Source organism: Phycisphaerales bacterium, assembly GCA_029268515.1.
Classification (GTDB): domain Bacteria; phylum Planctomycetota; class Phycisphaerae; order Phycisphaerales; family SM1A02; genus JAQWNP01.
The window spans coordinates 78,550-99,960 of record JAQWNP010000002.1; the positions used below are offsets into that span (position 1 = coordinate 78,550).

Sequence of the window (21,411 nt, forward strand, 5' to 3'; positions counted from 1 at the left end):
GGAGAACGTGGGGCGGCAAGAGCAGCGACACTTATTTTTGAGTCAATCCCGCCGCACAATGACAGTGTCATTCTGCCCACCAAAGCCAAATGAGTTGCTGAGGCACACGTCCACTGAAGCCTCGCGGGCCGTATTTGGCACATAATCGAGGTCGAGTTCGGGGTCGGGGTCGGTCAGATTGATCGTCGGTGGAATCACGCCATTCTTCATGATCAGCAGGCAGGTGATGAGTTCCACCGCGCCAGCGGCGCAAATGAGGTGCCCCATCATCGACTTGATACTGGTCATCGGAATACGCGGAGCGTTCTCGCCGAAGACTCGCTTGACCGATGCGGTCTCGATTGAGTCATTCTCTTGGGTGCTCGTGCCATGCGCCGAGATGTAGTGCACGCCCGGCCGGCCGTCCTGGCCCGTAGCCATTGGATCAATGCCCGCCTGCGCCAGCGCTGCGTGCATCGAAGCGGCCGGGCCACGTCCTTCTGGATGCAGGTCGGTAATCCGGTAGGCATCGGCGCTCGATCCGTAGCCCGTAATCTCGGCGAGGATGTTGGCGCCGCGTGACTCAGCATGCTTCAAGGTCTCCAGCACGATGACCCCCGAGCCTTCGCCCATCACAAACCCGTCACGCGAGCGGCTGAATGGACGCGACGCATGCGTACAGTCGTCGCCTCTGGTTGAAAGTGCCGTCAAACGATTGAAGCCTGTCATGCCAAGCACGTGCAGCATCGTGTGTGTTCCGCCACTGATCATCACATCGGCATCGCCTCGCTGCAGAATGTCGCAGGCCTCGCCGATTGCTTGGGTGCTTGCAGCGCAGGCCGTCAGACAATTGAAGGCGGGGCCACGCAAGCCAAACTCACGAGCGATATGAGCAATTGGCTCGTTCGGTTCCTGAGCCACCTCGTACGCGCAGGCGATGTGCTTCTTGGCCGCTTCGAGCCACTCGCTGTCATCAATTGACTCACCATTCCACGCAGACAGGCTTGTCTTCTGATACGAGTCAAAGTCCAATACCCCCTCGCCCGAACCCAGATACAGCCCGCAGCGGCGGCGATCAAGGCCCTGCATATCACCGAGGCCCGCCGAGTCCCATGCCTGCCGCGCCGCGCCGAGCGCAAAGGCAGTATGCATGCCGGGCTGGCCGTGACGTGATGCATCCTCGACATAGTTGGTCCAGTCGTAACCGCGTACCTGGTTCGCAAAATTTGTCGGGAAGGTCGATGCGTCGAATCGATCGATGGCTGCCACAGCGGTGTCGCCAGCGACCAGTCGCTTCCAGACCGACTCGATGTCATGGCCCATCGGAGTAATCCACCCGGCACCTGTGATAACCACACGGCAACTCATGACGAGGGCCCCTTGGAAAGAATCGTGGCGGTGTTCTGCCCACCCTGGCTTGCCGTAATGACCAGCACATGGCTGAGCGACGTTGGCCTGCCGGGCAATCGCTGAGTGGCGAGGCACTGCGCCGCAACAGCGAGTTGCACGCCACCGTGTCCGGCGCAGCAGTTGCCGGTTGCGGGCGTAATCAAGATGCGAGGAAGCGTGTCGGCATGCGTCCCCAGCGCAGCCTGCAAGCCACCAGATTCGCCTGCGTCAATGCCCACAATGCCAAGTCCCATCGGAACAACAGCGTCGATATCCGAAGCCTTCAAGTTGGCTTGGGTGAGTGCCAGGCTGATGGCATCCCCGATTGCTTCTGCCGAAGCGGCCGTCAAAACGTTGTCTTCGATGCTCTGTGTACAGGCAAGGCCCGACACAATCGCTTTCATTGTTGCGCCACGCGCCGCAGCATGCTCGACGGATTCGAGTACGAGAATACCGCCGCCTTCGCCAAGCACAGTGCCTGCTGCATCATCGGCAAATGGGCGAACAAGCGTGGCAGGATCGTCATCGCTCGTGGCAGCAACGACACGGCCAGCACACTGCTGTCGCCAAGTCGCAAGCACGTTGAGCCGGCTCTCGACGCCTCCAGTAAGACATACATCGGCGGCGCCGCGTTGAATAACACGCATTGACTCGGCCAGTGAGAGTGTGGCGCTCGACTCCCAACATGTAACCGTATTGCTCGGTCCTTGACAGTCATGCACGATCGTCACGTGACAGGCGAGCATATTGGGGAGGTACTTCAGCAGCCACAGCGGTGTGAGATTCTCAATACCCTCGCGTCCCCAGTGGTGCAGATCAAAGTTCCCATTGTCATCGCGACTTGTGACGAGCGCGGCGCCGAGTTCATTCACATCGGCCGCAATCAACCCGGCGCCAATATGGCAGCCCATGCGTGGTGGCGAAATAGTGATCTCACCCTCGCCGCCCCCTGCCGTGACAAGTCCAGCGTCGGCCGTTGCTGCGAGTGCAGCTGCGACAGCGAGTTCAACGTCGCGGCACATGACCTTGGTCGCCTTGCGGTAATGCTTTGGGACGATCTTGCGAATCGAAAACTCGTCGGCTGGCAATTCGCCAGCAAACGGACAGGCCCAATTCGAACCATCAAAGGACTCCAGCCGGCGAATGCCAGAACGGCCATCCTTCAGCGCGTCCCACAATGGGTCGATGCCAATGCCCAGTGCGGTGACGGGTCCGATTCCTGTGATGGCGACTTGGCAGCTCATGGCCGTGGATTGTATGACTCGGGCACGCCGGCCGTACGACTCGGACCAAAGCCCATACGCTGACGGCATGTCTATTGAAGTGAGCAAGGCAACATTGGCAATTGGCATTCCTGCCGCAGCCATGATCATTGACGCCGATTATGGGCATCATTGGCCTGATCGAAGGCATCGTGTATCTGGCCTGCCCGGACCAACGCTTCTATGACACCTCTATGGCTGGCGAGAAGACCTGGTTCTAGCTCATGGGTGCGAGCCGTCGCGCGATCAGCATCGCCATCTCAAGTGCCTGCTCATAGTTCAGCCTCGGGTCGACCAGTGATCGATAGCCGTCATGCAAATCGTCGTCGGTCAAGCCTCGAGCGCCGCCGGTGCACTCTGTGACATTCTCACCGGTGAGTTCAAAATGCACGCCGCCAAGATGTGAACCGCATGCGGCGTGAATATCGATGGCCTGCTCAAGTTCAAGCAGAATGTCCTCGAAGCTGCGGGTTTTAATACCCGCTTCGGTCTTGCGTGTATTGCCATGCATGGGGTCACACACAAAGAGCACCGTACGACCGGTCGACTTCACTGCATCAATGAGGGCCGGCAAATAGTCCCCAACCTTCGCTGCGCCATACCGATGAATCAGCGTAAGACGTCCAGGCTCGTCGTCTGGGTGCAGCACGTCGAAGAGTTTGGTCAACACCGACTTCATATTCACTGGGTCGAGTGCAGGTCCCATCTTGATGGCGATAGGGTTGCGAATACCACGGAAGAACTCTACGTGCGCTTCGTCAATCCCTGCCGTTCGCATACCAATCCATGGAAAATGCGTCGAAAGGTTGTACCAGCCATCACGACGTGGCACGCTGCGGGTCAATGCCGCTTCGTATGGAAGCAATAATCCTTCGTGGCTCGTGTAGAAGTCGACACGAGAAATATCAGCGACCGAGATGCCGCTCAGGGTCTCCATGAAACGAACCGACTCGCCAATCGACTCGACGATGCTGTGAAACTCGGTCGCCCGCGGCGAGTGCTCGACAAAGTCGAGTTCCCAATACTCCGGGTTGTGTAGATTGGCAAACCCGCCATCGACGAGGCTGCGAATGAAGTTGAGTGTAAGTGCCGAACGCTCGTACCCGCGCAGCATGCGCCACGGATCGGGAAGTCGACTCTTCTCGTCGAAGGCCGGGCGATTGACGATGTCGCCGTAGTAACTGGTGAAGGACTCGTCACCGCGTGTCTCCATTGAATCGCTTCGCGGCTTAGCGTATTGCCCTGCGAATCGCCCAACACGAATGACGCGGCGGTGCATGCCGTGCACCAACACCAGCGACATCTGCAAGAGGATCTTCAACTTATTGGTGATGACACTCGACGTGCATTCACCAAATGACTCCGCACAGTCGCCCCCCTGCAAGAGGAACCGCTTGCCGGCTGCAGCCTCGGCGAGTTGACTCTTCAGCGATTCGATCTCCCAACTCGTCACCAGCGGTGGCATGGCGGCCAACTCACCGGTCGCCTCGGCCAATGCCTCAACGTCGGGATATGCGGGTTGGTGGCGGGCTGTCTTCGCTCGCCACGAATCGCTTGTCCATTCCGTCATTCCGAGTGGGATCCTCTAGAGGGGGGCTATGATGCGGGCGAGAGGACTCGAACCTCCACGGGTTGCCCCACTGGTACCTAAAACCAGCGCGTCTGCCAATTCCGCCACGCCCGCGTGCGTGTAATGCCGATTATGAACCATGAAGTACCCTCAGGGCTACCCCGAACCCACTGAAAGCCAACGGAACCATCAGTTATGTCATATGCCACCATCGCCGGAACCGGACTCATTCCCCTTCTCTCTCGCATCGTGCTTGGTGCGGGCTTCTTCTTTGCCGGGTGGCATGCCTGCTTCAATGAAGTGCCCTTTACCCAGCAAGAGATCCGCATTCTGGAGGATGGCCCGGCAGTGCCGGTCCAGGTCTCTCTTCAAAAAGAGGCCCCCCCAGCAGCGGCACCTGCCCCAGCAGCGGCACCTGTAGAGAAGCCAGTGGCTGAAACCGCCCCCGAGCCCAAGCCGGATGCTGTGGCAGAAACGCCACGCCCAATTGGGCCCCTTGCCGGCGCTACACCGAGCAAAGGCGGCGTCATGCGAGCTGCAGCCGAGCGAATCACCATCCAACTACGTACAGGCGGAGTGGGCGAGTTTTCTGAGCCACTGGCCTGGGCCGCAGCTGTTGCCAGCCTTGTCGGCGGTGCCCTGCTCTTTATTGGCCTCTTGAGCCGCCTCTGGGCCTTTGCCATGGCCGTCATGCTCGGGGCATCATTTTGGTTCTCCAGTGTTGTGGAGGCAGGCATGTTCTCCACCGATCCATTCCTGTGGACCTCGAGCCAGCAAACCTTCCACGAGATGTTCGCCACACTCGCCTTCTTTGTGCTGGCCGTCGGCATCCTGATGACTGGGCCAGGTGCGCTGTCGGTCGATGGAAGTATTCGCTCGAAGCCGCGGGTAGAGCCCTCAACAAGCCTCTCTTCCTCGAGCGACATCAAGTAAAGCACGCCTACTCTTTCGCGTCCTTTCGCCGATTCGGCCCGAGCGTCTCGTATGCTTTGCAGCCGGAGCCATACGTTTGATGAGCGCACCCACCTCTTCAATTTCAACTGGACCGGGGCACAGCCTGCGACGGCTTGGGCCCTGGACCATTTCACTTGCTGTGCACGCGGGGCTGATCGCCATTGGATTTGCCTTGACATGGTCCATCATTCGGCTTGATGAACGATTGCCTTCGCCCATTGTGACCTCCTCTGACATCGTGCTGACACCAGTCATGCCACTGCACACTGGGACGGCTACTGAGTCGTCTTCAACGGCCACGAGCATCCCAATGCCGACCATTACATCCACACCGACCGACACACCACGAATTGATGGGCCCGCACCGGCCGCCGCAAGCAGTGTCAGTACCCCAACTGCGTTCGCAGGCGCATCGATGCAGCAGGCCCGTGAAGTCGTTTTTGTCATCGATGTCAGCGGCAGCATGATTGCATGGATCCAATTTGTCATCGACGAAGTAGAGCGAACCCTCGGCTCGATGAGCAGTGATCAGCAATGCGCCGTTATCTGTTTCGCAGGCGAGGATGTCCGCGTGATGCCGCGGGGTGGACTGGCATTCGCGAGCCCAGCCACAGTGACGTCACTCATCGATGAATTGCGGACAACTGCATCGCAGCGATTTGGCGTTGGTTCAGACCCCGTACCTGGCCTCCAAGCCGCAGTCGCAATGAAACCAGAATTGATCATGCTGCTCAGCGAAGGCCTAGATGGGCGGGGTCGATGGGCAGTTGACCGCGACGCAACGCTTACAGCGCTCGACTCCATGAATCCACGTCGCGGGTCAGGGAATCGGCCCATCCGCATCAGTTGTATCAGACTTGTCACGGACAACTCGCCCGACGAGGCTGCCTTAATGGGCGAAATCGCCAGCCAACATGGCGATGGCCACGTACACCGCGTCACCCTGGAGGAACTTGATCGATGATCATTCGACGTCTCGTGCCAGCATTGGCAATTCTGCTATTCGCTTCGCCAGTCGCCGCAGCACCAACAGCGAGAAGTTTTGCATCCGCCTTCTTTATCTCTCGCGGAGCAAATGGCGACATTGAAATCCTCGGAACCAGCGTGACGTGGTTGCTCTTGTGCATGTCTGCAGCGGCCGTTGGCCTTGCTATTGCCATGGCTATGGACAACCGCCGCCAGACAATTATGCCCGACGGCTTTGTGAAAGCAATGGAAGCTGACATCAACAGCAGCCGGTTTCGTGAAGCCATGTCGCGAGCTGAGTCTGACGAGAGCTTCATCGGACAAATTATGGCCGACGCCATGCGGCAAGCGCCGCACGGCTGGAAGGCCGTGGTGCGAGCACTTGAGCAGGCTTCAGAAGAGCACACACTGACAAGACTTCGCCGTATCGAAGTGCTCAACATCATCGGGCAGGTCAGCCCAATGATCGGTTTGTTTGGCACGGTCTACGGCATGATTTTGGCTTTCTCCGCCATCGTCGCCTCGGGCGGCGCGGCCGACCCGGTCATGCTCGCCGGCGGCATCGGGACCGCACTTACCACAACGTTTTGGGGCTTGGTCGTGGCTATTCCATCGCTCGCGGCCTGCGCGATGTTGCGAGGAAAAATCGATGCCATGACAGCCGAGGCAACGCTCGCGGCCGAGGACTTGCTTGGCCGATTCCGTCCACGACGTGAGAAAAGCCACTCGGACACAGCATGAGTCGGCGCCGTATCGAAACTTCCGTGCAGGCGAACATGACACCACTGATTGATGTGGTGTTCTTGTTGATCGTTTTCTTTGTGCTCGTCTCTCGCATTGTTGACGAGGACCGGCCGCGGCTGGATCTTCCCTCACCGGTACCACCTGCCACCATGGTTCCTCCTCCCGGACCTCGGGCAATTGTAAGTGTGGTGGACGGCGCATCGCCGACCTATCACCTCGCGGGCGCTGTATACGAAGCCAACGAACGTGGTCGTGCGGCACTCGGTACTGCCATGGCCGCGTTGGTTCGCCAGGTGCCGGACACAGCTGTGCAGGTACGCGCCGCACGGAGTACATCATGGGACATGGTCGCTCCCATCCTGGAAGAAGCACGATCGGCTGGGGAGGCCGCTGGCACCACTATTCGCGTACAACTCGCCACCACGCGGGAGCATGCGCCATGAGCTTGTTGGCTCGCCCCCGCACAGGGCGTACCACTCAAGTGGGCCTGCAGATCGCCCCACTGATTGATGTCGTGTTCTTGCTGCTGATGTACTTCATGGTGGCAACCGATTTTAGCCCCTCCGAAGAAGTGTTTCGATTGGAGTTGCCGCCACTCGCTGCGGATATTGCCGATCCACTGGACATCCTCGACGAGCCGCTACGCGTGCATCTGGCAGCGGCAGGTTCGAGCGGTACGTTGGCGCGTTTGACTCTTGATGGCCCTTGGTCTGTAGCCGGATCACCCGACGGTCTTCGTGACTTCTTGGAGGCGTCCATCACACCACAAGGAACGCTCTTCCTGCCCGACCACCCGATCATCATCGTGCCCACCGGTCAGGTGGCCTGGTCTCATGTCGTGGAGACATTCAATGCAGCGGTGGCAGCAGGATGCACCAATGTGACGTTGGAGACGCCCTCGTGATTGCTGCCATGCTCACGCTCACCATGCTCAATGTCGGTGACATTGCATCACATCGTGCCGATTGGGCTGATGCAACGAGCGAGCCTGCCAAGATCGAGGCCGGGTTGTCGTTACTGGATGCGTTGCTCAGAGAGGAATGGAAGAATGAGTTAACGATTGACCTCGCAATGCTCGGACTTGCCGATGCCCAACGACATGCCGCCGCAGTAGCGATGATCAATGAGGCATTAGTTGTATCAATGGATGTGGATACAGCCCTCCGATCGCAGGCCGAGCAAGGCGTGAGAGTGTCGCTTGATGCTGCTCGTTGGGCCCGCGCCCGTGGACTGGCCTGCGCGGCAAAGGCATTGCTCATCGAAGCAGGCGAACAAGATGCGGAGGCAGCGAAGGTTGAAGCCTTGGTGCATCTTGGCCCGTTACTTGAACGAGATCGCGATGGAAGGGCTCGACGATTGGTCTCGCACCTCTACCTTCGGTCGGGCGATACCCACCAAACGTTATCGATTTTGAAGTCCATTCGAGAATCCTCGTCGACAGAACCACTCGAAGATGCCGCAGCAACCGCGGTCTCGCTCCGACTCAACGGAGGCAGTCAGTGGCAATCAACCTTGCGAGCAACAAGCGAGCCATGGCAAGTTGTGCTCTATGCCGAGGCTGCAATGGCAGCCCTACAACACGCAGACCGACCCCTCGAAGCACTGCGTGTGTCGGTCGCTGCGAACGTGTCACTCCAACGATGTGGCATGGACCAACGCGATGCCTTTGTGATCGCCTCGGCGATGGCCGCTCGGCTCAATGTACAGAGCATCTCTGACCAAGACATGGTGGATCTCGAGTTGGTCGCGGTCGTGGGTGCCGCCGAAGCCGCGCTTGCCGATGGCCAGCCAATGCAAGCCGCCAGCTGGCTTCGTTTAGCCCTTCAGGGCGTAGCCCCCTCCCTACCAGCCAGCGAAGCATCGACTGTACTCGCTCAAGCAGAAGCTGCAAGCGGCCAGATGCTCGCGGCTATGCGAGCGTGGATGTTTGCAGCTGAACAGCGAGGGCCACAGACCGCTAGGCGAATCGACCAAGCGGCCAGCATTGCGGCACGCCTTGCTCGCGGTCCGCATCGTGACGAGGCATTGGCCGTACTGGAACTGGCTGCAACATCCGGTGAACGGATGGCTGCTTGGACCCGCACGTTGGCGGCGATTGAAGTGACGATGGGGACTATTGATGTGGCAGTTGAGCGGCTGCAACAGATCCCACCAGGAGGGGATGATCAAATCGAAGCCATGCGAGAGATCGGCCATGTGCTGCGGGATCGAGCGCAACGATTGGGGGGTTGGCAAACCGGCGATGATGACTCGCTTCAGGTTGCCTATGCCTCGGCCTTAGCAGCCGCGGCACAGCAACACAATCATCTCAGGTCGGCCAAGGCGGAGCCAATAGCCGCTGGGCTTGCAGCAATAATTGTTTACTCCACCCTGGAGCAAGACGGCCCTGCAGCCGCAAGGGCAATAAGTGAAAATTTGAAGGCGCTCACGTGGCTGACAGGGGACGATCGTCTCCAGCTCGATGCCGTTCTCGCTGCTACTGCAGGCGATGCTGATGGCTTACGAGCAGTACTTGCTCGCGCGCGTGATGCTGACTCAATTACCCGTCATGTGCTGCAACGAGCGGGTTCTCTGAGCGTGGAAGTCGCGGCCAGCGTGGTGGGTACTTTTGAGTCGCTCCCCCCGCCCAGCGGCCAACCCGATGCAATCCTCGCAATCGCCGAAGTACTGCGACGAGCCGATCAGTGCGATGATGCCGTGAAGTGGTACGACGCTGTACTCGCAAGCGACCCATCACTCTTTGCAGCAGTACTCGGTCGCTGCGATTGCCTTCGGCACTCCGATGATCGAGCAATGCTCGCTGAAGCCGCCCGTGGCTACCGCCGCATTGCCGCGATGCCACGCTCAGACAATCCAGACCGCTGGCGAGCAGCGAATACACGGCTGCTGGAAGTCCTCCGACGAGCAGGAGCAAACCGTGCGAGGCTCGATGCCATGCTGGCCCGTCTGCAAGCAATCGATCCAGACATCTCTGACCACTGAGCGGGTCGCTCGTGATCCTGGCATCAACTCATCCGGCCATTGTCATTAAATGGTCTGCTGTGAGATCAATTCGCGACCGAAGGCGTTGGAGAATGGAGTCGAGCCGTTGTGACACACGGGACTCGCTGCATCCAACCGTGATGCCAACCTCCCGCATGGTGAGCGACTCGTAGTAGTACAGCGAAACGATCATCTGATCGACATCATCTAGATCACGCGTAATCCACTGCCGTAGATCACGTCTCTGGGTCGCTCGGCTTGGACTGACCGCATGACGTTCAGGCAGGCACACTGGGTCATCATCCTCACCACCTGATGCTGTCGAAATCGTGACCACAACTGGCGGAGCGTCTTCACCGATGATTCGAGCGTACTCCGCGTCACCGACGTCCATTGTTGCTCGCAACTCATCGCCGTCCGGATGACGGCCAAAGCGAGCGAGGAACAAGTCAACCTGCTGCTGCACAATCTTTGCCCGGCGACGCATCAGCCTTGGCACATGATCGAGCGAACGCAGCCAATCTTGCATGGACCCCCCAATACGACGGGAGCTGAAGGTCTCGAACTTCACGCCTTGGGCCGGATCAAACCGGTACATCGCATCTTCGAGCCCTAAGTAGCCTTGTTGCACAAGATCATCGACCTCGATATGGCTAGGGAGCATTGACCGCATTCGCTCAGCAATCGGGCGAACATGCGTTCGCATGTAGTGAATGGTCAAGGTTTGCTTCGCCTCCAAACAGCGATGCTGCGTCCAAGCATCCCAACATGCTTGAATGGAGGGGTCAATTGAACGTCCCACCCGAGGGGACCGCCTCCCCTCAATACTGGAGTCCATTATCCGTCCGTGCCGCCGAATCGAAGTCGATTGTTCGACCTCGCTCAGCGACGACTGCTGCCGCGCAATCCTGCTCATATGACCGTCCTTGGTCTTGTTGGTGCCTTCTCTCTCCTGGCAACGCCATCCGAAGCGTTGCCCAACAACTGACATCGGATGAACAGCAGGGCAAGCAGAAGGCTGATGCTTTGAGAAGGAAAAGTGGTTGTGACGAGGATTGGCACATTTTATTCTCGGACGTTGCTCGTCCGAGAATGTTCAGAACCCCCCACTGCTACTGCAGAATGGGAATCACGAGTTGCACAAATACACCAAGCAACACACCCACCAAGATCAGTGCGGAAACCACCAATCCCGACATCACCGCCACTTGGCGAGCCCATGGCCCGTCTTGGTCAATCCACAATGCCTTGTAGACCATCGCCACACCGATTACCAACGGAATGCACAGCCAGTACCAACCGACTACCAGCTCTGGGAAGGGCTGCAAGAATGGAATCCAAGCCAACATCATGTGGCCTCTACGCGGCGTTCACGCTGCTGCCCTGGCCGTGGATAGAACGCCTCGAGAATGACGACGACGTTCATCAGCCCAGCCAATCCAATAAAGAGGGTTCCCACTGAATTCACGTGACCAAGGCTCCGCCACGCCCGTTGCTCATCCTCGGGCATGTCCTTCACGATCGCTTGATTCACTGCATCAATCGCCATCACGACTGGCCCAACACCTACCTGGGCATAGAACCAAAGGTAATCGTCCTCCGAATCCACAGAATCGACGCCACCAATGAATAACCCGCCAAGCACCAACACCGCCATCCCCGCAAACACACGAATGGCTCGTATACGTTGGCCGAGGTACCAGTGGCCAAGACCCGGAAGCACCCAGGCCAGAATGGCGGCTACGGGCTCTAACGTGCGTTCAGGCGTTGAATCTTGGGGGCGTCGGGTCATGCGGGTAGTTCGGGCTGCTCCGGACGCGAGTCCTCAGGAGATTGCATTGTCGGCTTCAGTGGAGTCCTCGGCAAGCCGATGGCCCATAGTAACGATCTTGATCGTTCCCTTTCATTGGAGCCTCACGAGATGTCATACCAGCACATTCATGGCGACCAGCTTCGCCCACCGAACCCCCTCAGCGTTGTAGATCGCCGATCAGGCGCCGATCGCAGAGACATGGTCACGCCAGACGCCACTAATCTGGAGCGTCGCCGTGGGCCGGGTCGCCGCAGAACCGACTTCCTTCGCGCTGCCGAAGAGGGCGAAATGACGGCTGAGCAGATGTTATTCATTCAGGCGATCGACACATTTAAGCGAGTCAATGGGAAGACATTCCCAACATGGACGGACGTCCTCGAAGTCGTACGAAAACTCGGCTATCGCAAGACAATGGATAGCGAACTCAATCTTGGTGCTGACTGCGAAGACTGGACTGAGCCGTCAGATGCCGACAGTGGCATGAACCACTACTCGTCACAAGTTGAAGATAACGCCGCCTAGCCGTCCCAGATCTAGTGGTTCTCGTACCAGTCCACATTGATCTGAATGTACTTCGTCCACTCTTCAGGCAAGTCTTCCTCTGGGAAGATTGCCTGAACTGGACACTCGTCGACACAGAGACCGCAGTCGATACATGTGTCGGGATCGATGTACAACATCTGAGACGGATCAAACTCGGCCTCATCCTTCGTTGGATGAATGCAGTCAACTGGGCAAACATCTACACAGGCCCCGTCTTTGGTGCCAATACAAGGCTCAGCGATGATGTGCGTCATCGAGCACAGTCTCCTTACAAATGGGCTCAAACAAGCCCGTATGGTAGCAGGCTGCCCCGTCGTCAAATGGGGCTCTGTTACTGAGAAACTGTCGACCAAACCAAGCGATCGCCTCCAACGAACCAAAGAACGATACTCAAATACAGAACCGTTTCAGGTCCGAAGGCCCGCTCCTTGCTCACCTCAAATCGAACGTGGGTGGAACTCGAAGGCCCCGCCTTGGCTGACCCAAAATTGAACACGGGCGGAGCTTGAAGGCTCCGCCCGTGTGTATGAACTGAATCGCTGAGAAATAGGCGCTATCTGCGTCTAGTTGCCTTCTTGCGAGTCGCCTTCTTACGGGTGGCCTTCTTACGAGTGGCCTTCTTACGAGTGGCCTTCTTGCGGGTGGCCTTTTTGCGACCACCAGCTTTCTTTCTTGTGGCACGTTTCTTTGCCATGTATTTGATCTCCTGTTTCTACGCTAGCGTGTCGGAGAATGCGCAGGAACTGCGTGCGGAACGTCCGCTTAGCAAAATTTTTACCTTCATCGGGCCTGTCTGTGAAGTCTCTTGACAGAAAAAAAATTACTATGGGAGAATACATGCAGTGGATAACACCTCCGTGATACACATCATCGTCCATGGATCGGCGGGCCGTATGGGGTCTGCGGTGACCTCAATTGCTGGCGAGATGTCAGACTTTGAGCTTGCTGCAGGAGTCAGGCGTCTTGAGCAATATTCTGATGCTGATCGGGCCAAACTTGCGTCACTTCAGCCAGATGTTGTACTTGATTTCACGCTCGATCCAGGACCGCTGGCGGGATTGGAATTAGCCCAAGAATCTGGCTGCCCATTGCTGGTAGGAACAACCGGCATGTCGCAGCAAACTACTGAAAAAATAGTACTTGCAAGCAAAAGTCTCCCTGTACTCCTGGCTCCAAATACATCGATCATGGTGGCTCAGATGCGACAGCTTGTCACCACTGCAGCGGCCTTTTTTGGAGTGGATACAAAGGTATCTATTGAGGAGACGCACCAATCAACCAAAAGGGATGCGCCGTCTGGAACTGCCCTTGATTTAGCCGCTGCGATCAGCGCCGTTAATCCAAAATCACAGGTTCGAGACCACATCAAAAGCAACCGCATTGAGGGGGCTTCGCCATCCCACGAAATCAGTTTTGAGACCCCTGAAGAAATTTTTAAAATATTTCATAATGCGCGATCAAATAGGGCCTATGCGCTGGGTGCGCTCACTGCAGCCCGCTGGATTGTTGGCCGTTCTCCGGGTTGTTATTCGATGGCCGATGTGGTCACATCGCCTCCAAAATGATCGCTTCATGGTGACATCTAACTACGATGTCCGGTGTCGATCCTTCCTTGTCTGTCCTTAATGGTCACCTTTTTTATGGCCTCTAGATTGGTGGTTTCTTAGAAATGTCCAGTGGAATTGAGCAACGTGAACTTTCCTGTGGTGCAAGATTGGTCGCTGAGCCTATCGCCGGTGTTTCATCCGTCGCAGTCAGTTGGCTTTTGTCCGCTGGCACGGCAACCGACCCACCACATGCTGACGGATATGCGGCGCTGTTAAGTGAATTGATCTTTCGTGGTGCAGGCGGATTGGATAGCCGCCAACTGAGTGATGCTTTTGATCGAATCGGTGTACAACGTCACATCACAGTTCGTTCAAGACACATGGCATTGTCTGCGAGTATGGTCAGTGATCATGTGAATGAAGCAATCGATCTTCTCACAACAACAGTGCAACAACCACTTCTTCCAGAGGCGGCATTAGATCCAGTACGAAGTCTATGCCTGCAGTCAGTTAAGGGCCTTGACGATGATCCTCAACACCTTGCCATGGTGCGTTTAGCACAGTGCCATTTGCCAGAACCCTTCAATCGAAGTGGCTACGGACAAGAAGAGGTACTGATTGGTGCTGGTATCGATGAACTTCGTGAGCACTGGGAAACAAGAGCAGTAGCGGATGGATCAATCATCGCAGTTGCTGGGAACATTCAAGTGGACGAGATTGCCGAACGGTTTGACCAGGCGCTTCTTGGGCGCGTCGGCCAGGTCTCAGAAATCGACGTAGCTGCAAAAGGGGCAATGGGCCGCCACCACTTCGAGGCAGATGCTTCGCAGGTTCACCTTGGTATCGCATTCAATGCGCCGAAGGAAGCCGATCCCACAAGCATGCTGCAACGTTTGGCGATTCGTGTTTTGAGTGGCTCAAGTAGTGGGCGTTTATTTACAGAAGTCAGGCAAAAGCGTTCTCTCTGTTATAGCGTGGGCGCTTCCTATCACTCTGGAAGAGACCGTGGCTATGTCACAATCTATGCAGGAACTACTCCAGAGCGGGCCCATGAAACACTTGAGGTGTGTCAGATGGAGTTGGCCAGGATGGCTCAAGGCGTGACGGAGCAAGAATTCCAGCGGGCTGTCATTGGCCTCAAAAGCCGGCTCATCATGCAAGGTGAATCAACGCAAGCCAGGGCAGGTGCACTGGCTTATGACATGGATCGGCTCGGCCATGCTCGTTCACTTGCCAGTATTGCCGATCAAATCGACGAAATTGACTGCCATCAACTCAATGAATATCTATCAAAACACCCATTTCAGCCGGAAACGGTTGTTTCACTTGGTTCTCGAGATATTCAATAGCTTGGCTGCTTGCGGCGATTCGCCCCTCAAGCAGTGCTAAGATGCCCAGATGCAGCAACAAATGACTGATCTCATTAAGCCGGGCAATAGGGTGAAGGTGACCCAGCAGACACCCCTGCGTGATCGCACCTGGTCAACCTGTGTCGAAGGAATCATCAACCGCTATCGTCAGGCAAAGACCGGTTCATGGTTTGCGCACGCAAAGGATGATCAGCTCTGGCTTGATCGCCTGGAACTGCAACTAGACGACGGCGAAATCACCATTTTGAACCTTGACCAGTACACGCTGATTGAAGCAGCCTAACCACAGCTGTGGGCTGTTCTTGCTCAACGGATAAGTTCAGTCGATGTATTTCTTAGTTGCTAAGAAATGCATTTTCTGCCTGCTTCACATTTGCGGACATCAACTGTGCAAGCAGCTCCGTTTGAATCGGAGAGAGATTGCCCGCTTCGTAATTTTCGAGCAAGAACACGACTAAACGAGAGAGTACAACCTCGAAATCCATGAGGGAAGCGCTGGCGGCAGCAATTCTTTCATCAGCACCGATGACCGAAGTGCCAGCCTGTAGCTTCTGTTCAGTTTCTTTTGAAACGATCAAGAAATCAGGCATATCCTCACGAATTTCAACGATGGCGCGTTCGGTTTGGCTGGGTACTGAATCGGCGTCTTGTTCACCTGGCTCGTTCTCTCGCAGATAAAGCATGGCATCAATCATGGCTTGTTTGAGTACCTTGCTTTCTATTTTCTCAGGAACCTCCGATGGAACCGTTTGAGAGGTTGTTTGTGTATTGCCCGCCTTGGTCGCTGGTGGAATCTCAAGTGCGAAAACGTCATCGAACTGTTGGCCATCCTCTTGAAGCATGATGACGCGAAGCATGCCGTTCTCGTTGGTGGCGGTGTTTGGAAGTGGGAAGCGATAGAGATACGTATCAGTGACATCATCCCAGTGCGCCTGATTGGTAGACAGGTCACGAAGATCTGTTTCCCAGAGGCCCAGTGGCGGAGCATTCCGAACGCGCCCGGTCGAATCGCTATAGGTAATCGCCATCTGTCCCGTCGACTTAATAGGATCTCCTGTTGGATCCATGAACTCGACACGCAGTTCGACCACGGGTGGGCTCATGTCTGCCTGATTGATGACGCGGGTGAGCGGATGCACGCGCATGGACTTTGGCCATAAAGTCCAGACACCGGTGGCATCTTTATTTTCTAGGGCCTGCTTCTGTGTGGATGATTGACAGCCCCAACTGCCAAGGAAGCTGGTCAAGAGGATCAAAACCGTGATGGTGTAAAGCCAAGTATTCATGGCAGACAAGAATAACCTTCTATGGCGGCAATCTTGTCAGAATTTTATCGATTCGACCAAATGCTCAGGGTTCTATAGTTGGCTCATCAAGATCAGCTGCGAGCCGGTCAATAGCCACATTAAGCATGTCATCAGTGACATATTGATCAGTTGCAATCATCTCTCTGACGGCCTCAATTCGGTCCTCACGAGGGGGGGCCATTGATTTGAGCATCCCGAGGAAGCGGGCATGATCAGAAACATCTATTCGGTCGGTGTTGATATCAGATTCGCCGGGGCGAAGTTGATTCGCGCTTCCGCGCAGTCCTTCCGAATCGCTATCTGGTCGCTTCGGTCGATCTGACGGTCCCACCTGACCGCTGCCTGGACCTATTGATGAGATCTCTGACATTTCGAAAAACTCCTTCCGCACCTACCACCTGTAGGTGTGTTGCCCTGTATCGGCTCCCTAATTAGATCCCACGCTCTTGGCGATGCGGAAGCACCTGGGGAAACCCGCACTCGCCAATAAGATTATCGACGTTGGCCCCTTCGTATCTTGAACTTTCCAACAAACCGCCTCTTTGACACAAGTAGGCAGGGTTCGTAAGGTTACGTTGGTTATTAGGGACCTTAAAGGGGGTTTTTAGAGTGGCACTATGTTGATCAATCGGTTGGGATTTTCTCCTGCGGGGCATTCTTTAGGCAACATTATTTGTTTGCTTGTACTGACCATTGTTTTTTCTAGTTGTGCCCCTGACGGGCCTCATCAGAGTACGTCACCAGTGGCGGCAAGTTCGAGCGGCCAACCATATGACTTTGGCCAGAATTGGGACCCAGGCATGGTTCCAGCGAGCCCCGAAGCAGACTTTCAATCCTCACCCAGTGAAACATATTGGGTTTTGGTCTTGGCAACTTTTACAAACGACCAGCACCTGACCCAGGCCCAAAAGTGGCTAAGAGATGCTCAGACATTGTTGCCTGCGCTATCTGCAGCAAGGACTGAGCCCCATCGGCACGGAACCATGGTGGTTTGGGGGCGATATAACGGTTGGGATGATGATCGCGTGGAGCCTGATCGGGAACAAATTTTGGCGATGGAGGTTGAGGGTCGTCAACTCTTTCGGTCTGCGATGCTCAAGAAGATCGAAGCAAAGCCACGACCCGGCGAGCTCGCTCCATTTGACCTCAGATCAGCCCGAGTGGAGTTCCCTACCGTTGTACCTCTCTATACGTTGGATGTCGCCGTATGGGTAGATCTGGATGATCCCCAGGGCATGGATAGGAATGCCCGGCGCCGCCGTGCGGAGTCTTACGCCAGTCAGCTTCGTAGCCAGAATAAACCAGCGTACTTTCATCACAATGAAGATCTACAAATGAGTTCGGTGACCGTTGGGCTGTTTGATCGTCGAGCGTTAGATCCTTCAACGGGCCTGCGCAGCATTGAAGTCGATGAACTGGCCAATCAGTTCCCTGCTCGGCTACTCAATGGTGCCCCACTCGAAACGCCAATGGACGCCACTGATCCAAGCCAAGGAACATACCGCCAGCGTCCCTTCCTTGTCGAGGTGCCTGAATTGTAGATCCTTTGCTGCCTTCTACTATGCCCACCAGTGCGCAGCACAATGGCCTCGCGGCCATTTTTAGATCAAGCAAATTGCAGAAGACCATTCACAATCAGGTTGCGGACGGGTGCCAGATTGTCTTGGCGTCGACATGTTCTTCAAGTCGCCACGGTGCGAGCCACTTTTCATCCTTCGTCCAGTCAGCTTTGCTGGCCTTGTAGATCGTGACCCGCTTGATGTTCTCCGAAGCGCCGCATCGAAGTAGTTCGGCCATGTTGCCAGAAACACCAGCGGCGGTGATCGCCATCACGCGTCGGTGATCAGCAAGATGGCTCAGTAGATCAGCACGGCGACCGGTCAGGATATTGATGGCTCCAGCGGGCACGTCTGCAGTGGCGCAAACCTCGCCCAAGATGGCTGCTGGCAAGGGGTATTTTTCGCTGGCCAACGCCACAATGGAATTACCACAAGTCAGTGGGCCGGCAATCATGGTCACAAGTGCGAGTAAAGGTGGTTCATTTGGGGCAACAACACCTGTGACGCCAATTGCTTGCGGCACAGTGAAGTTGTAATACGGGCCAGCGACCGGATTATGGCAACCAATCACCTGTTGGAATTTGTCAGCCCAACCAGCAAATCCCACCAAACGATCCACAGACATCGCAACTTCATTACGAGCCTGCACAGCTTTGTAGCCACAGGTTTCCATCAATGTGTGGCTAAACTCCTCCGCTTTACCCTCAAGCATCTCAGCCATTCGATACAGCACCTGGCCTCGGTTGTAGGCTGTCATGCCATTCCATCTATCAAAGCCAGCGATTGCTTTTTCAACACTCTCCCGCAGATCTTTGCGGGATGCTCGGCAAAGGTGAGCCATGACGGCGCCCGAAGAATCTTCGACGCCAATAGACGCACCAGATTCGCTTCGCACAAACGCGCCGTCAATGTAGAGTTTGTATGTTTTATTCACAGTCAAGCGATCTGACATAAGTGAGATTCTCCTAGAGCACCACGTAGGGTCGCAGGCCATGACGGCCACCTTCACGGCCAAAGCCTGATTCCTTGAAGCCCCCAAAGGGTGAGCAGGCATCAAACAGGTTGTAGCTATTACACCAGATCACACCGGCATCAAGTTGTTTGGCAAGTTCAAATATACGCGCCCCTTTGTCAGTCCAGACACCTGCAGAGAGTCCATAGGGCGTGTTGTTGGCTAGCTCCAATGCCTCCTTCGGTGTCCGAAAAGTCATGACAGCTAGTACGGGGCCAAAGATCTCGTCACGTGCAATTTGATGGCTCGGTTGCACGTCAGTGAAGAAGCACGGGCGGCACCAATAACCCTTAGGCGGCAGATCGCCGACTGGGCACGCGTGCATATCAGCACCTTCTGAAGCACCCACATTGATGTAGTGCTCGATCTTACTCAGTTGCTGGGGTGAATTGATTGCACCGATGTCGGTGTTCTTATCCAGTGGATCCCCAACGCGTAATGACTCAAGTCGGTGCGTCAGCTTCTGAACGATCTCATCATGAATTGACTCATGTACGAAGAGTCTAGACCCGGCACAGCAGACTTGTCCTTGATTGAAATAGATGCCTGAAACAACGCCCTCAACGGCTTGATCAATAGAGGCATCTTCAAAGATGATATTGGGACTTTTGCCGCCCAATTCAAGAGTCAGGTGTTTGCCGCTTTGGGCACAAGCTTTTGCCAGGATCTTGCCCACCTTTGTTGAGCCAGTAAAAGCAACTTTCTTGACCTGGGGATGTTCAGCAATCGTTTGGCCGGTCACACCATTGCCAGTGAGAATATTGACAACACCTGGGGGCAAATCGACTTCTTGAAGAATCTCCGCCAGGCGCAGTGCTGTGAGTGGTGTCGTTTCAGCAGGCTTAAGGACACAGGTATTTCCGCATGCCAGTGCAGGAGCGAGTTTCCATGCAGCCATAACGAGTGGGAAATTCCAAGGAATGATCTGCCCACACACACCAACTGGCCGAGGGCGCGCTCCAGCAAAGGCATAATCAAGTTTGTCCGCCCAGCCTGCGTAGTAGAATAGATATTGAGCTGCCAGAACAAGGTCAACGTCACGAGACTCTTTGATTGGTTTTCCACAATCCATCGTCTCAAGGACCGCGATCTCGCGCGCTCGCTCTTGGAGGCGGCGGGCAATTCTGAAGAGGTATTTGGCTCGCTCTGTTGCTTTAAGTCTCGCCCACTTTGGCTGCGCAACGCGGGCTGCTTCAACAGCCTTGTCTACATCTTTCTTGCCAGCGTAAGCGACTTCAGCGAGCACCTCTTCAGTTGCAGGGTTGAATGTCTTGAAGTACTTCTTAGAGGTTGGTGGCTGGAACTTGCCATCAATAAACAGCCCGTACCGATCTTGAATATCAATCTGCATTCGTTCTGGCGCAGGGCTGTATTCCCAATTAAAATTGGTTGCCTCGGCCGAGTCTTGTGAAGCATCGATTTCAATGCGCGTATTCAATACAGTCTCCTTCGCGCTCCATGCCTACTTAGGCAATGGAGAAATCCCATCCTGCGGTGTAATGTCCAGTTTCTTGTTTAACAACCTGCCTGAGTAGATCGTTAAGCAGTGTGGAGGCGCCGAAGCGGAAGAGCTCCGGTGTGAGCCAGGCGTTACCAAGTGTTTCTTTAAGCATGACTAAGTAATGAATAGCTGTTTTGGCAGTTCGAATGCCGCCAGCAGGCTTCATGCCAATACGAACACCGGTTGCATGGTAATGGTCACGAATGGCTTCAAGCATGACCAAAGTACTGGCCATCGTGGCACCCGGCGACACCTTTCCAGTCGATGTTTTTATAAAGACGTCTCCAGTTTCAATTGGTCCCGCATCCGCTGCCGCAGAGATGGCGAGATCACTGGCTTGCCTTATGTTGTCGTATGTTTCCAGTTCACCTGTTTCAAGAATAATTTTAAGTCTTGCGGGACCGCATGCCAGGCGCGTCTTTGTAATCTCGGAGGCAACCTGATCGTATTTGCCAGCAAGGAACGCGCCGCGGTTAATGACCATGTCGATTTCATCAGCGCCGTCTTCGACCGCTTGCTTAACATCTGCCAGACGAATATCCAGGGGGTACTGGCCGCTTGGAAAACCAGTTGCAACAGAGGCGACGCAGACGGTTGAGTTTGCCAATGTGTCGATGGCGACTGGGACAAGCGATGGATAGACGCAGACAGCAGCAACAGGCGGGACTTCTAAATCGAGGAGCCCGTCGTAGGGGCGAATGGCCTTGCGACACAGTGATTTAATCTTCTGTGGTGAGTCTTTGCCTTCTAATGTGGTGAGATCAATCATGGCGATGGCCAATCGAAGGGCCACTTGCTTCGCCTCAGTCTTGATGGATCGGCGCGTCATCGCCCGAGCTCGTTGCTCGACCATTACGGCATCTGTAGTGCGTCGATCCATTCTCATAGTGTACCGAACTGACGTCATCGGCCC

Annotated in this window: 26 protein-coding genes and 1 tRNA gene; 13 read left to right on the forward strand and 14 right to left on the reverse strand. The window is 55.7% G+C overall.

What is annotated here, in order from left to right; genetic code table 11:
- Positions 1 to 42: 42 nt before the first annotated feature.
- Complete coding sequence (locus P8J86_01775) at positions 43 to 1,347, reverse strand: beta-ketoacyl-[acyl-carrier-protein] synthase family protein (GenBank protein ID MDG2053415.1); 1,305 nt, start codon at positions 1,345 to 1,347, stop codon at positions 43 to 45.
- On the reverse strand, positions 1,344 to 2,612 hold the full coding sequence (locus P8J86_01780; GenBank protein MDG2053416.1) for a beta-ketoacyl synthase N-terminal-like domain-containing protein: 1,269 nt from the start codon (positions 2,610 to 2,612) through the stop codon (positions 1,344 to 1,346). Before P8J86_01780 ends, P8J86_01775 begins: the two co-directional genes overlap by 4 nt.
- On the opposite strand from P8J86_01780, the gene P8J86_01785 reads away from it, so the two are divergent.
- Positions 2,611 to 2,817 carry a hypothetical protein gene (locus P8J86_01785; GenBank protein MDG2053417.1) on the forward strand — a complete coding sequence of 69 codons (207 nt, stop codon included), beginning with the start codon at positions 2,611 to 2,613 and terminating at the stop codon, positions 2,815 to 2,817. The two genes, P8J86_01780 and P8J86_01785, sit on opposite strands and share 2 nt — an antisense overlap.
- A 30-nt stretch (positions 2,818 to 2,847) precedes the next feature.
- On the opposite strand, the gene P8J86_01790 is transcribed toward P8J86_01785, so the two are convergent.
- Positions 2,848 to 4,200, reverse strand: coding sequence for a 3-deoxy-7-phosphoheptulonate synthase class II (locus P8J86_01790; GenBank protein MDG2053418.1), 1,353 nt, complete (start codon positions 4,198 to 4,200; stop codon positions 2,848 to 2,850).
- A 32-nt stretch (positions 4,201 to 4,232) separates the two neighbouring features.
- Positions 4,233 to 4,314: transfer RNA gene (locus P8J86_01795), tRNA-Leu, on the reverse strand.
- 81 nt (positions 4,315 to 4,395) lie between these two features.
- On the opposite strand from P8J86_01795, the gene P8J86_01800 reads away from it, so the two are divergent.
- The 6 genes from P8J86_01800 to P8J86_01825 all read left to right on the forward strand — a co-directional run bounded on the left by P8J86_01800 (position 4,396) and on the right by P8J86_01825 (position 9,846).
- Positions 4,396 to 5,133, forward strand: a complete 738-nt coding sequence (locus tag P8J86_01800) for a DoxX family protein (GenBank protein MDG2053419.1) — start codon at positions 4,396 to 4,398, stop codon at positions 5,131 to 5,133.
- Positions 5,134 to 5,212: 79 nt separating this feature from the next.
- Entirely contained in the window at positions 5,213 to 6,118 is a 906-nt protein-coding gene (locus P8J86_01805; protein MDG2053420.1) for a hypothetical protein, read from the forward strand.
- Positions 6,115 to 6,861 carry a MotA/TolQ/ExbB proton channel family protein gene (locus tag P8J86_01810; GenBank protein MDG2053421.1) on the forward strand — a complete coding sequence of 249 codons (747 nt, stop codon included), beginning with the start codon at positions 6,115 to 6,117 and terminating at the stop codon, positions 6,859 to 6,861. Before P8J86_01805 ends, P8J86_01810 begins: the two co-directional genes overlap by 4 nt.
- The gene (locus tag P8J86_01815; protein MDG2053422.1) at positions 6,858 to 7,307 is read left to right on the forward strand and encodes a biopolymer transporter ExbD; all 450 of its coding nucleotides are present in this window, start codon (positions 6,858 to 6,860) and stop codon (positions 7,305 to 7,307) included. The genes P8J86_01810 and P8J86_01815 overlap by 4 nt, the downstream gene beginning before the upstream one ends.
- A complete protein-coding gene (locus P8J86_01820) occupies positions 7,304 to 7,768 on the forward strand; it encodes a biopolymer transporter ExbD (protein ID MDG2053423.1) in 465 nt (154 codons plus the stop codon). The genes P8J86_01815 and P8J86_01820 overlap by 4 nt, the downstream gene beginning before the upstream one ends.
- Positions 7,765 to 9,846, forward strand: coding sequence for a hypothetical protein (locus P8J86_01825; protein MDG2053424.1), 2,082 nt, complete (start codon positions 7,765 to 7,767; stop codon positions 9,844 to 9,846). Before P8J86_01820 ends, P8J86_01825 begins: the two co-directional genes overlap by 4 nt.
- Before the next feature lie 28 nt (positions 9,847 to 9,874).
- Here the strand turns inward: P8J86_01825 and P8J86_01830 are convergent, their stop codons facing one another.
- Positions 9,875 to 10,648 carry a sigma-70 family RNA polymerase sigma factor gene (locus P8J86_01830; protein MDG2053425.1) on the reverse strand — a complete coding sequence of 258 codons (774 nt, stop codon included), beginning with the start codon at positions 10,646 to 10,648 and terminating at the stop codon, positions 9,875 to 9,877.
- A gap of 45 nt (positions 10,649 to 10,693) precedes the next feature.
- Between P8J86_01830 and P8J86_01835 the strand changes: the two genes are divergently transcribed.
- The gene (locus tag P8J86_01835) at positions 10,694 to 10,834 is read left to right on the forward strand and encodes a hypothetical protein (protein MDG2053426.1); all 141 of its coding nucleotides are present in this window, start codon (positions 10,694 to 10,696) and stop codon (positions 10,832 to 10,834) included.
- A 124-nt stretch (positions 10,835 to 10,958) separates the two neighbouring features.
- Here P8J86_01835 and P8J86_01840 read toward each other — a convergent pair whose 3' ends face one another.
- Both P8J86_01840 and P8J86_01845 read right to left on the reverse strand, forming a co-directional pair.
- Positions 10,959 to 11,198: a hypothetical protein gene (locus P8J86_01840; protein ID MDG2053427.1), complete on the reverse strand. Its 240-nt coding sequence runs from the start codon at positions 11,196 to 11,198 to the stop codon at positions 10,959 to 10,961.
- Positions 11,195 to 11,638, reverse strand: coding sequence for a hypothetical protein (locus P8J86_01845; GenBank protein ID MDG2053428.1), 444 nt, complete (start codon positions 11,636 to 11,638; stop codon positions 11,195 to 11,197). The genes P8J86_01840 and P8J86_01845 overlap by 4 nt, the downstream gene beginning before the upstream one ends.
- A gap of 129 nt (positions 11,639 to 11,767) precedes the next feature.
- Here P8J86_01845 and P8J86_01850 point away from each other — a divergent pair, with 129 nt between their 5' ends.
- Positions 11,768 to 12,181, forward strand: a complete 414-nt coding sequence (locus tag P8J86_01850) for a hypothetical protein (GenBank protein MDG2053429.1) — start codon at positions 11,768 to 11,770, stop codon at positions 12,179 to 12,181.
- 11 nt (positions 12,182 to 12,192) lie between these two features.
- Here P8J86_01850 and P8J86_01855 read toward each other — a convergent pair whose 3' ends face one another.
- Both P8J86_01855 and P8J86_01860 read right to left on the reverse strand, forming a co-directional pair.
- Positions 12,193 to 12,456, reverse strand: a complete 264-nt coding sequence (locus P8J86_01855; GenBank protein MDG2053430.1) for a ferredoxin family protein — start codon at positions 12,454 to 12,456, stop codon at positions 12,193 to 12,195.
- Positions 12,457 to 12,755: 299 nt separating this feature from the next.
- Positions 12,756 to 12,896: a hypothetical protein gene (locus P8J86_01860; GenBank protein MDG2053431.1), complete on the reverse strand. Its 141-nt coding sequence runs from the start codon at positions 12,894 to 12,896 to the stop codon at positions 12,756 to 12,758.
- 148 nt (positions 12,897 to 13,044) lie between these two features.
- Between P8J86_01860 and P8J86_01865 the strand changes: the two genes are divergently transcribed.
- From P8J86_01865 to P8J86_01875, 3 genes are all read left to right on the forward strand, one after another.
- Positions 13,045 to 13,767, forward strand: a complete 723-nt coding sequence (locus tag P8J86_01865) for a dihydrodipicolinate reductase C-terminal domain-containing protein (protein MDG2053432.1) — start codon at positions 13,045 to 13,047, stop codon at positions 13,765 to 13,767.
- Between the two features lie 104 nt (positions 13,768 to 13,871).
- Positions 13,872 to 15,098, forward strand: coding sequence for a pitrilysin family protein (locus tag P8J86_01870; GenBank protein ID MDG2053433.1), 1,227 nt, complete (start codon positions 13,872 to 13,874; stop codon positions 15,096 to 15,098).
- Positions 15,099 to 15,147: 49 nt separating this feature from the next.
- Positions 15,148 to 15,402 carry a hypothetical protein gene (locus P8J86_01875; GenBank protein MDG2053434.1) on the forward strand — a complete coding sequence of 85 codons (255 nt, stop codon included), beginning with the start codon at positions 15,148 to 15,150 and terminating at the stop codon, positions 15,400 to 15,402.
- Positions 15,403 to 15,454: 52 nt separating this feature from the next.
- Here P8J86_01875 and P8J86_01880 read toward each other — a convergent pair whose 3' ends face one another.
- Both P8J86_01880 and P8J86_01885 read right to left on the reverse strand, forming a co-directional pair.
- Entirely contained in the window at positions 15,455 to 16,405 is a 951-nt protein-coding gene (locus P8J86_01880; protein ID MDG2053435.1) for a hypothetical protein, read from the reverse strand.
- A gap of 64 nt (positions 16,406 to 16,469) precedes the next feature.
- A complete protein-coding gene (locus P8J86_01885; protein ID MDG2053436.1) occupies positions 16,470 to 16,796 on the reverse strand; it encodes a flagellar biosynthesis anti-sigma factor FlgM in 327 nt (108 codons plus the stop codon).
- A gap of 247 nt (positions 16,797 to 17,043) precedes the next feature.
- Between P8J86_01885 and P8J86_01890 the strand changes: the two genes are divergently transcribed.
- Positions 17,044 to 17,967: a hypothetical protein gene (locus P8J86_01890; protein MDG2053437.1), complete on the forward strand. Its 924-nt coding sequence runs from the start codon at positions 17,044 to 17,046 to the stop codon at positions 17,965 to 17,967.
- Positions 17,968 to 18,061: 94 nt separating this feature from the next.
- Here P8J86_01890 and P8J86_01895 read toward each other — a convergent pair whose 3' ends face one another.
- From P8J86_01895 to deoC, 3 genes are read right to left on the reverse strand one after another with little or no spacing between them, the layout of a single operon-like run.
- Positions 18,062 to 18,937, reverse strand: a complete 876-nt coding sequence (locus P8J86_01895) for an aldehyde dehydrogenase family protein (protein ID MDG2053438.1) — start codon at positions 18,935 to 18,937, stop codon at positions 18,062 to 18,064.
- Between the two features lie 13 nt (positions 18,938 to 18,950).
- Complete coding sequence (locus P8J86_01900; protein MDG2053439.1) at positions 18,951 to 20,435, reverse strand: aldehyde dehydrogenase family protein; 1,485 nt, start codon at positions 20,433 to 20,435, stop codon at positions 18,951 to 18,953.
- Positions 20,436 to 20,463: 28 nt separating this feature from the next.
- Positions 20,464 to 21,378 (reverse strand): deoxyribose-phosphate aldolase, encoded by a 915-nt coding sequence (deoC, locus tag P8J86_01905; GenBank protein MDG2053440.1) that lies wholly within the window; start codon positions 21,376 to 21,378, stop codon positions 20,464 to 20,466.
- Between the last annotated feature and the right edge of the window lie 33 nt (positions 21,379 to 21,411).

What these genes read in the sequence shown, in the direction of transcription:
- P8J86_01885 (MDG2053436.1), bottom strand. Translation starts at nt 16,796, where the DNA reads ATGTCAGAGATCTCATCAATAGGTCCAGGCAGCGGTCAGGTGGGACCG.
- P8J86_01890 (MDG2053437.1), top strand. Translation starts at nt 17,044, where the DNA reads ATGTTGATCAATCGGTTGGGATTTTCTCCTGCGGGGCATTCTTTAGGC.
- P8J86_01800 (MDG2053419.1), top strand. Translation starts at nt 4,396, where the DNA reads ATGTCATATGCCACCATCGCCGGAACCGGACTCATTCCCCTTCTCTCT.
- P8J86_01850 (MDG2053429.1), top strand. Translation starts at nt 11,768, where the DNA reads ATGTCATACCAGCACATTCATGGCGACCAGCTTCGCCCACCGAACCCC.
- P8J86_01870 (MDG2053433.1), top strand. Translation starts at nt 13,872, where the DNA reads ATGTCCAGTGGAATTGAGCAACGTGAACTTTCCTGTGGTGCAAGATTG.
- P8J86_01855 (MDG2053430.1), bottom strand. Translation starts at nt 12,456, where the DNA reads ATGACGCACATCATCGCTGAGCCTTGTATTGGCACCAAAGACGGGGCC.
- P8J86_01820 (MDG2053423.1), top strand. Translation starts at nt 7,304, where the DNA reads ATGAGCTTGTTGGCTCGCCCCCGCACAGGGCGTACCACTCAAGTGGGC.
- P8J86_01895 (MDG2053438.1), bottom strand. Translation starts at nt 18,937, where the DNA reads ATGTCAGATCGCTTGACTGTGAATAAAACATACAAACTCTACATTGAC.
- P8J86_01810 (MDG2053421.1), top strand. Translation starts at nt 6,115, where the DNA reads ATGATCATTCGACGTCTCGTGCCAGCATTGGCAATTCTGCTATTCGCT.
- P8J86_01880 (MDG2053435.1), bottom strand. Translation starts at nt 16,405, where the DNA reads ATGAATACTTGGCTTTACACCATCACGGTTTTGATCCTCTTGACCAGC.
- P8J86_01785 (MDG2053417.1), top strand. Translation starts at nt 2,611, where the DNA reads ATGGCCGTGGATTGTATGACTCGGGCACGCCGGCCGTACGACTCGGAC.
- P8J86_01780 (MDG2053416.1), bottom strand. Translation starts at nt 2,612, where the DNA reads ATGAGCTGCCAAGTCGCCATCACAGGAATCGGACCCGTCACCGCACTG.
- P8J86_01875 (MDG2053434.1), top strand. Translation starts at nt 15,148, where the DNA reads ATGCAGCAACAAATGACTGATCTCATTAAGCCGGGCAATAGGGTGAAG.
- P8J86_01845 (MDG2053428.1), bottom strand. Translation starts at nt 11,638, where the DNA reads ATGACCCGACGCCCCCAAGATTCAACGCCTGAACGCACGTTAGAGCCC.
- P8J86_01860 (MDG2053431.1), bottom strand. Translation starts at nt 12,896, where the DNA reads ATGGCAAAGAAACGTGCCACAAGAAAGAAAGCTGGTGGTCGCAAAAAG.
- P8J86_01790 (MDG2053418.1), bottom strand. Translation starts at nt 4,200, where the DNA reads ATGACGGAATGGACAAGCGATTCGTGGCGAGCGAAGACAGCCCGCCAC.
- P8J86_01805 (MDG2053420.1), top strand. Translation starts at nt 5,213, where the DNA reads ATGAGCGCACCCACCTCTTCAATTTCAACTGGACCGGGGCACAGCCTG.
- P8J86_01775 (MDG2053415.1), bottom strand. Translation starts at nt 1,347, where the DNA reads ATGAGTTGCCGTGTGGTTATCACAGGTGCCGGGTGGATTACTCCGATG.
- deoC (MDG2053440.1), bottom strand. Translation starts at nt 21,378, where the DNA reads ATGGATCGACGCACTACAGATGCCGTAATGGTCGAGCAACGAGCTCGG.
- P8J86_01815 (MDG2053422.1), top strand. Translation starts at nt 6,858, where the DNA reads ATGAGTCGGCGCCGTATCGAAACTTCCGTGCAGGCGAACATGACACCA.
- P8J86_01840 (MDG2053427.1), bottom strand. Translation starts at nt 11,198, where the DNA reads ATGATGTTGGCTTGGATTCCATTCTTGCAGCCCTTCCCAGAGCTGGTA.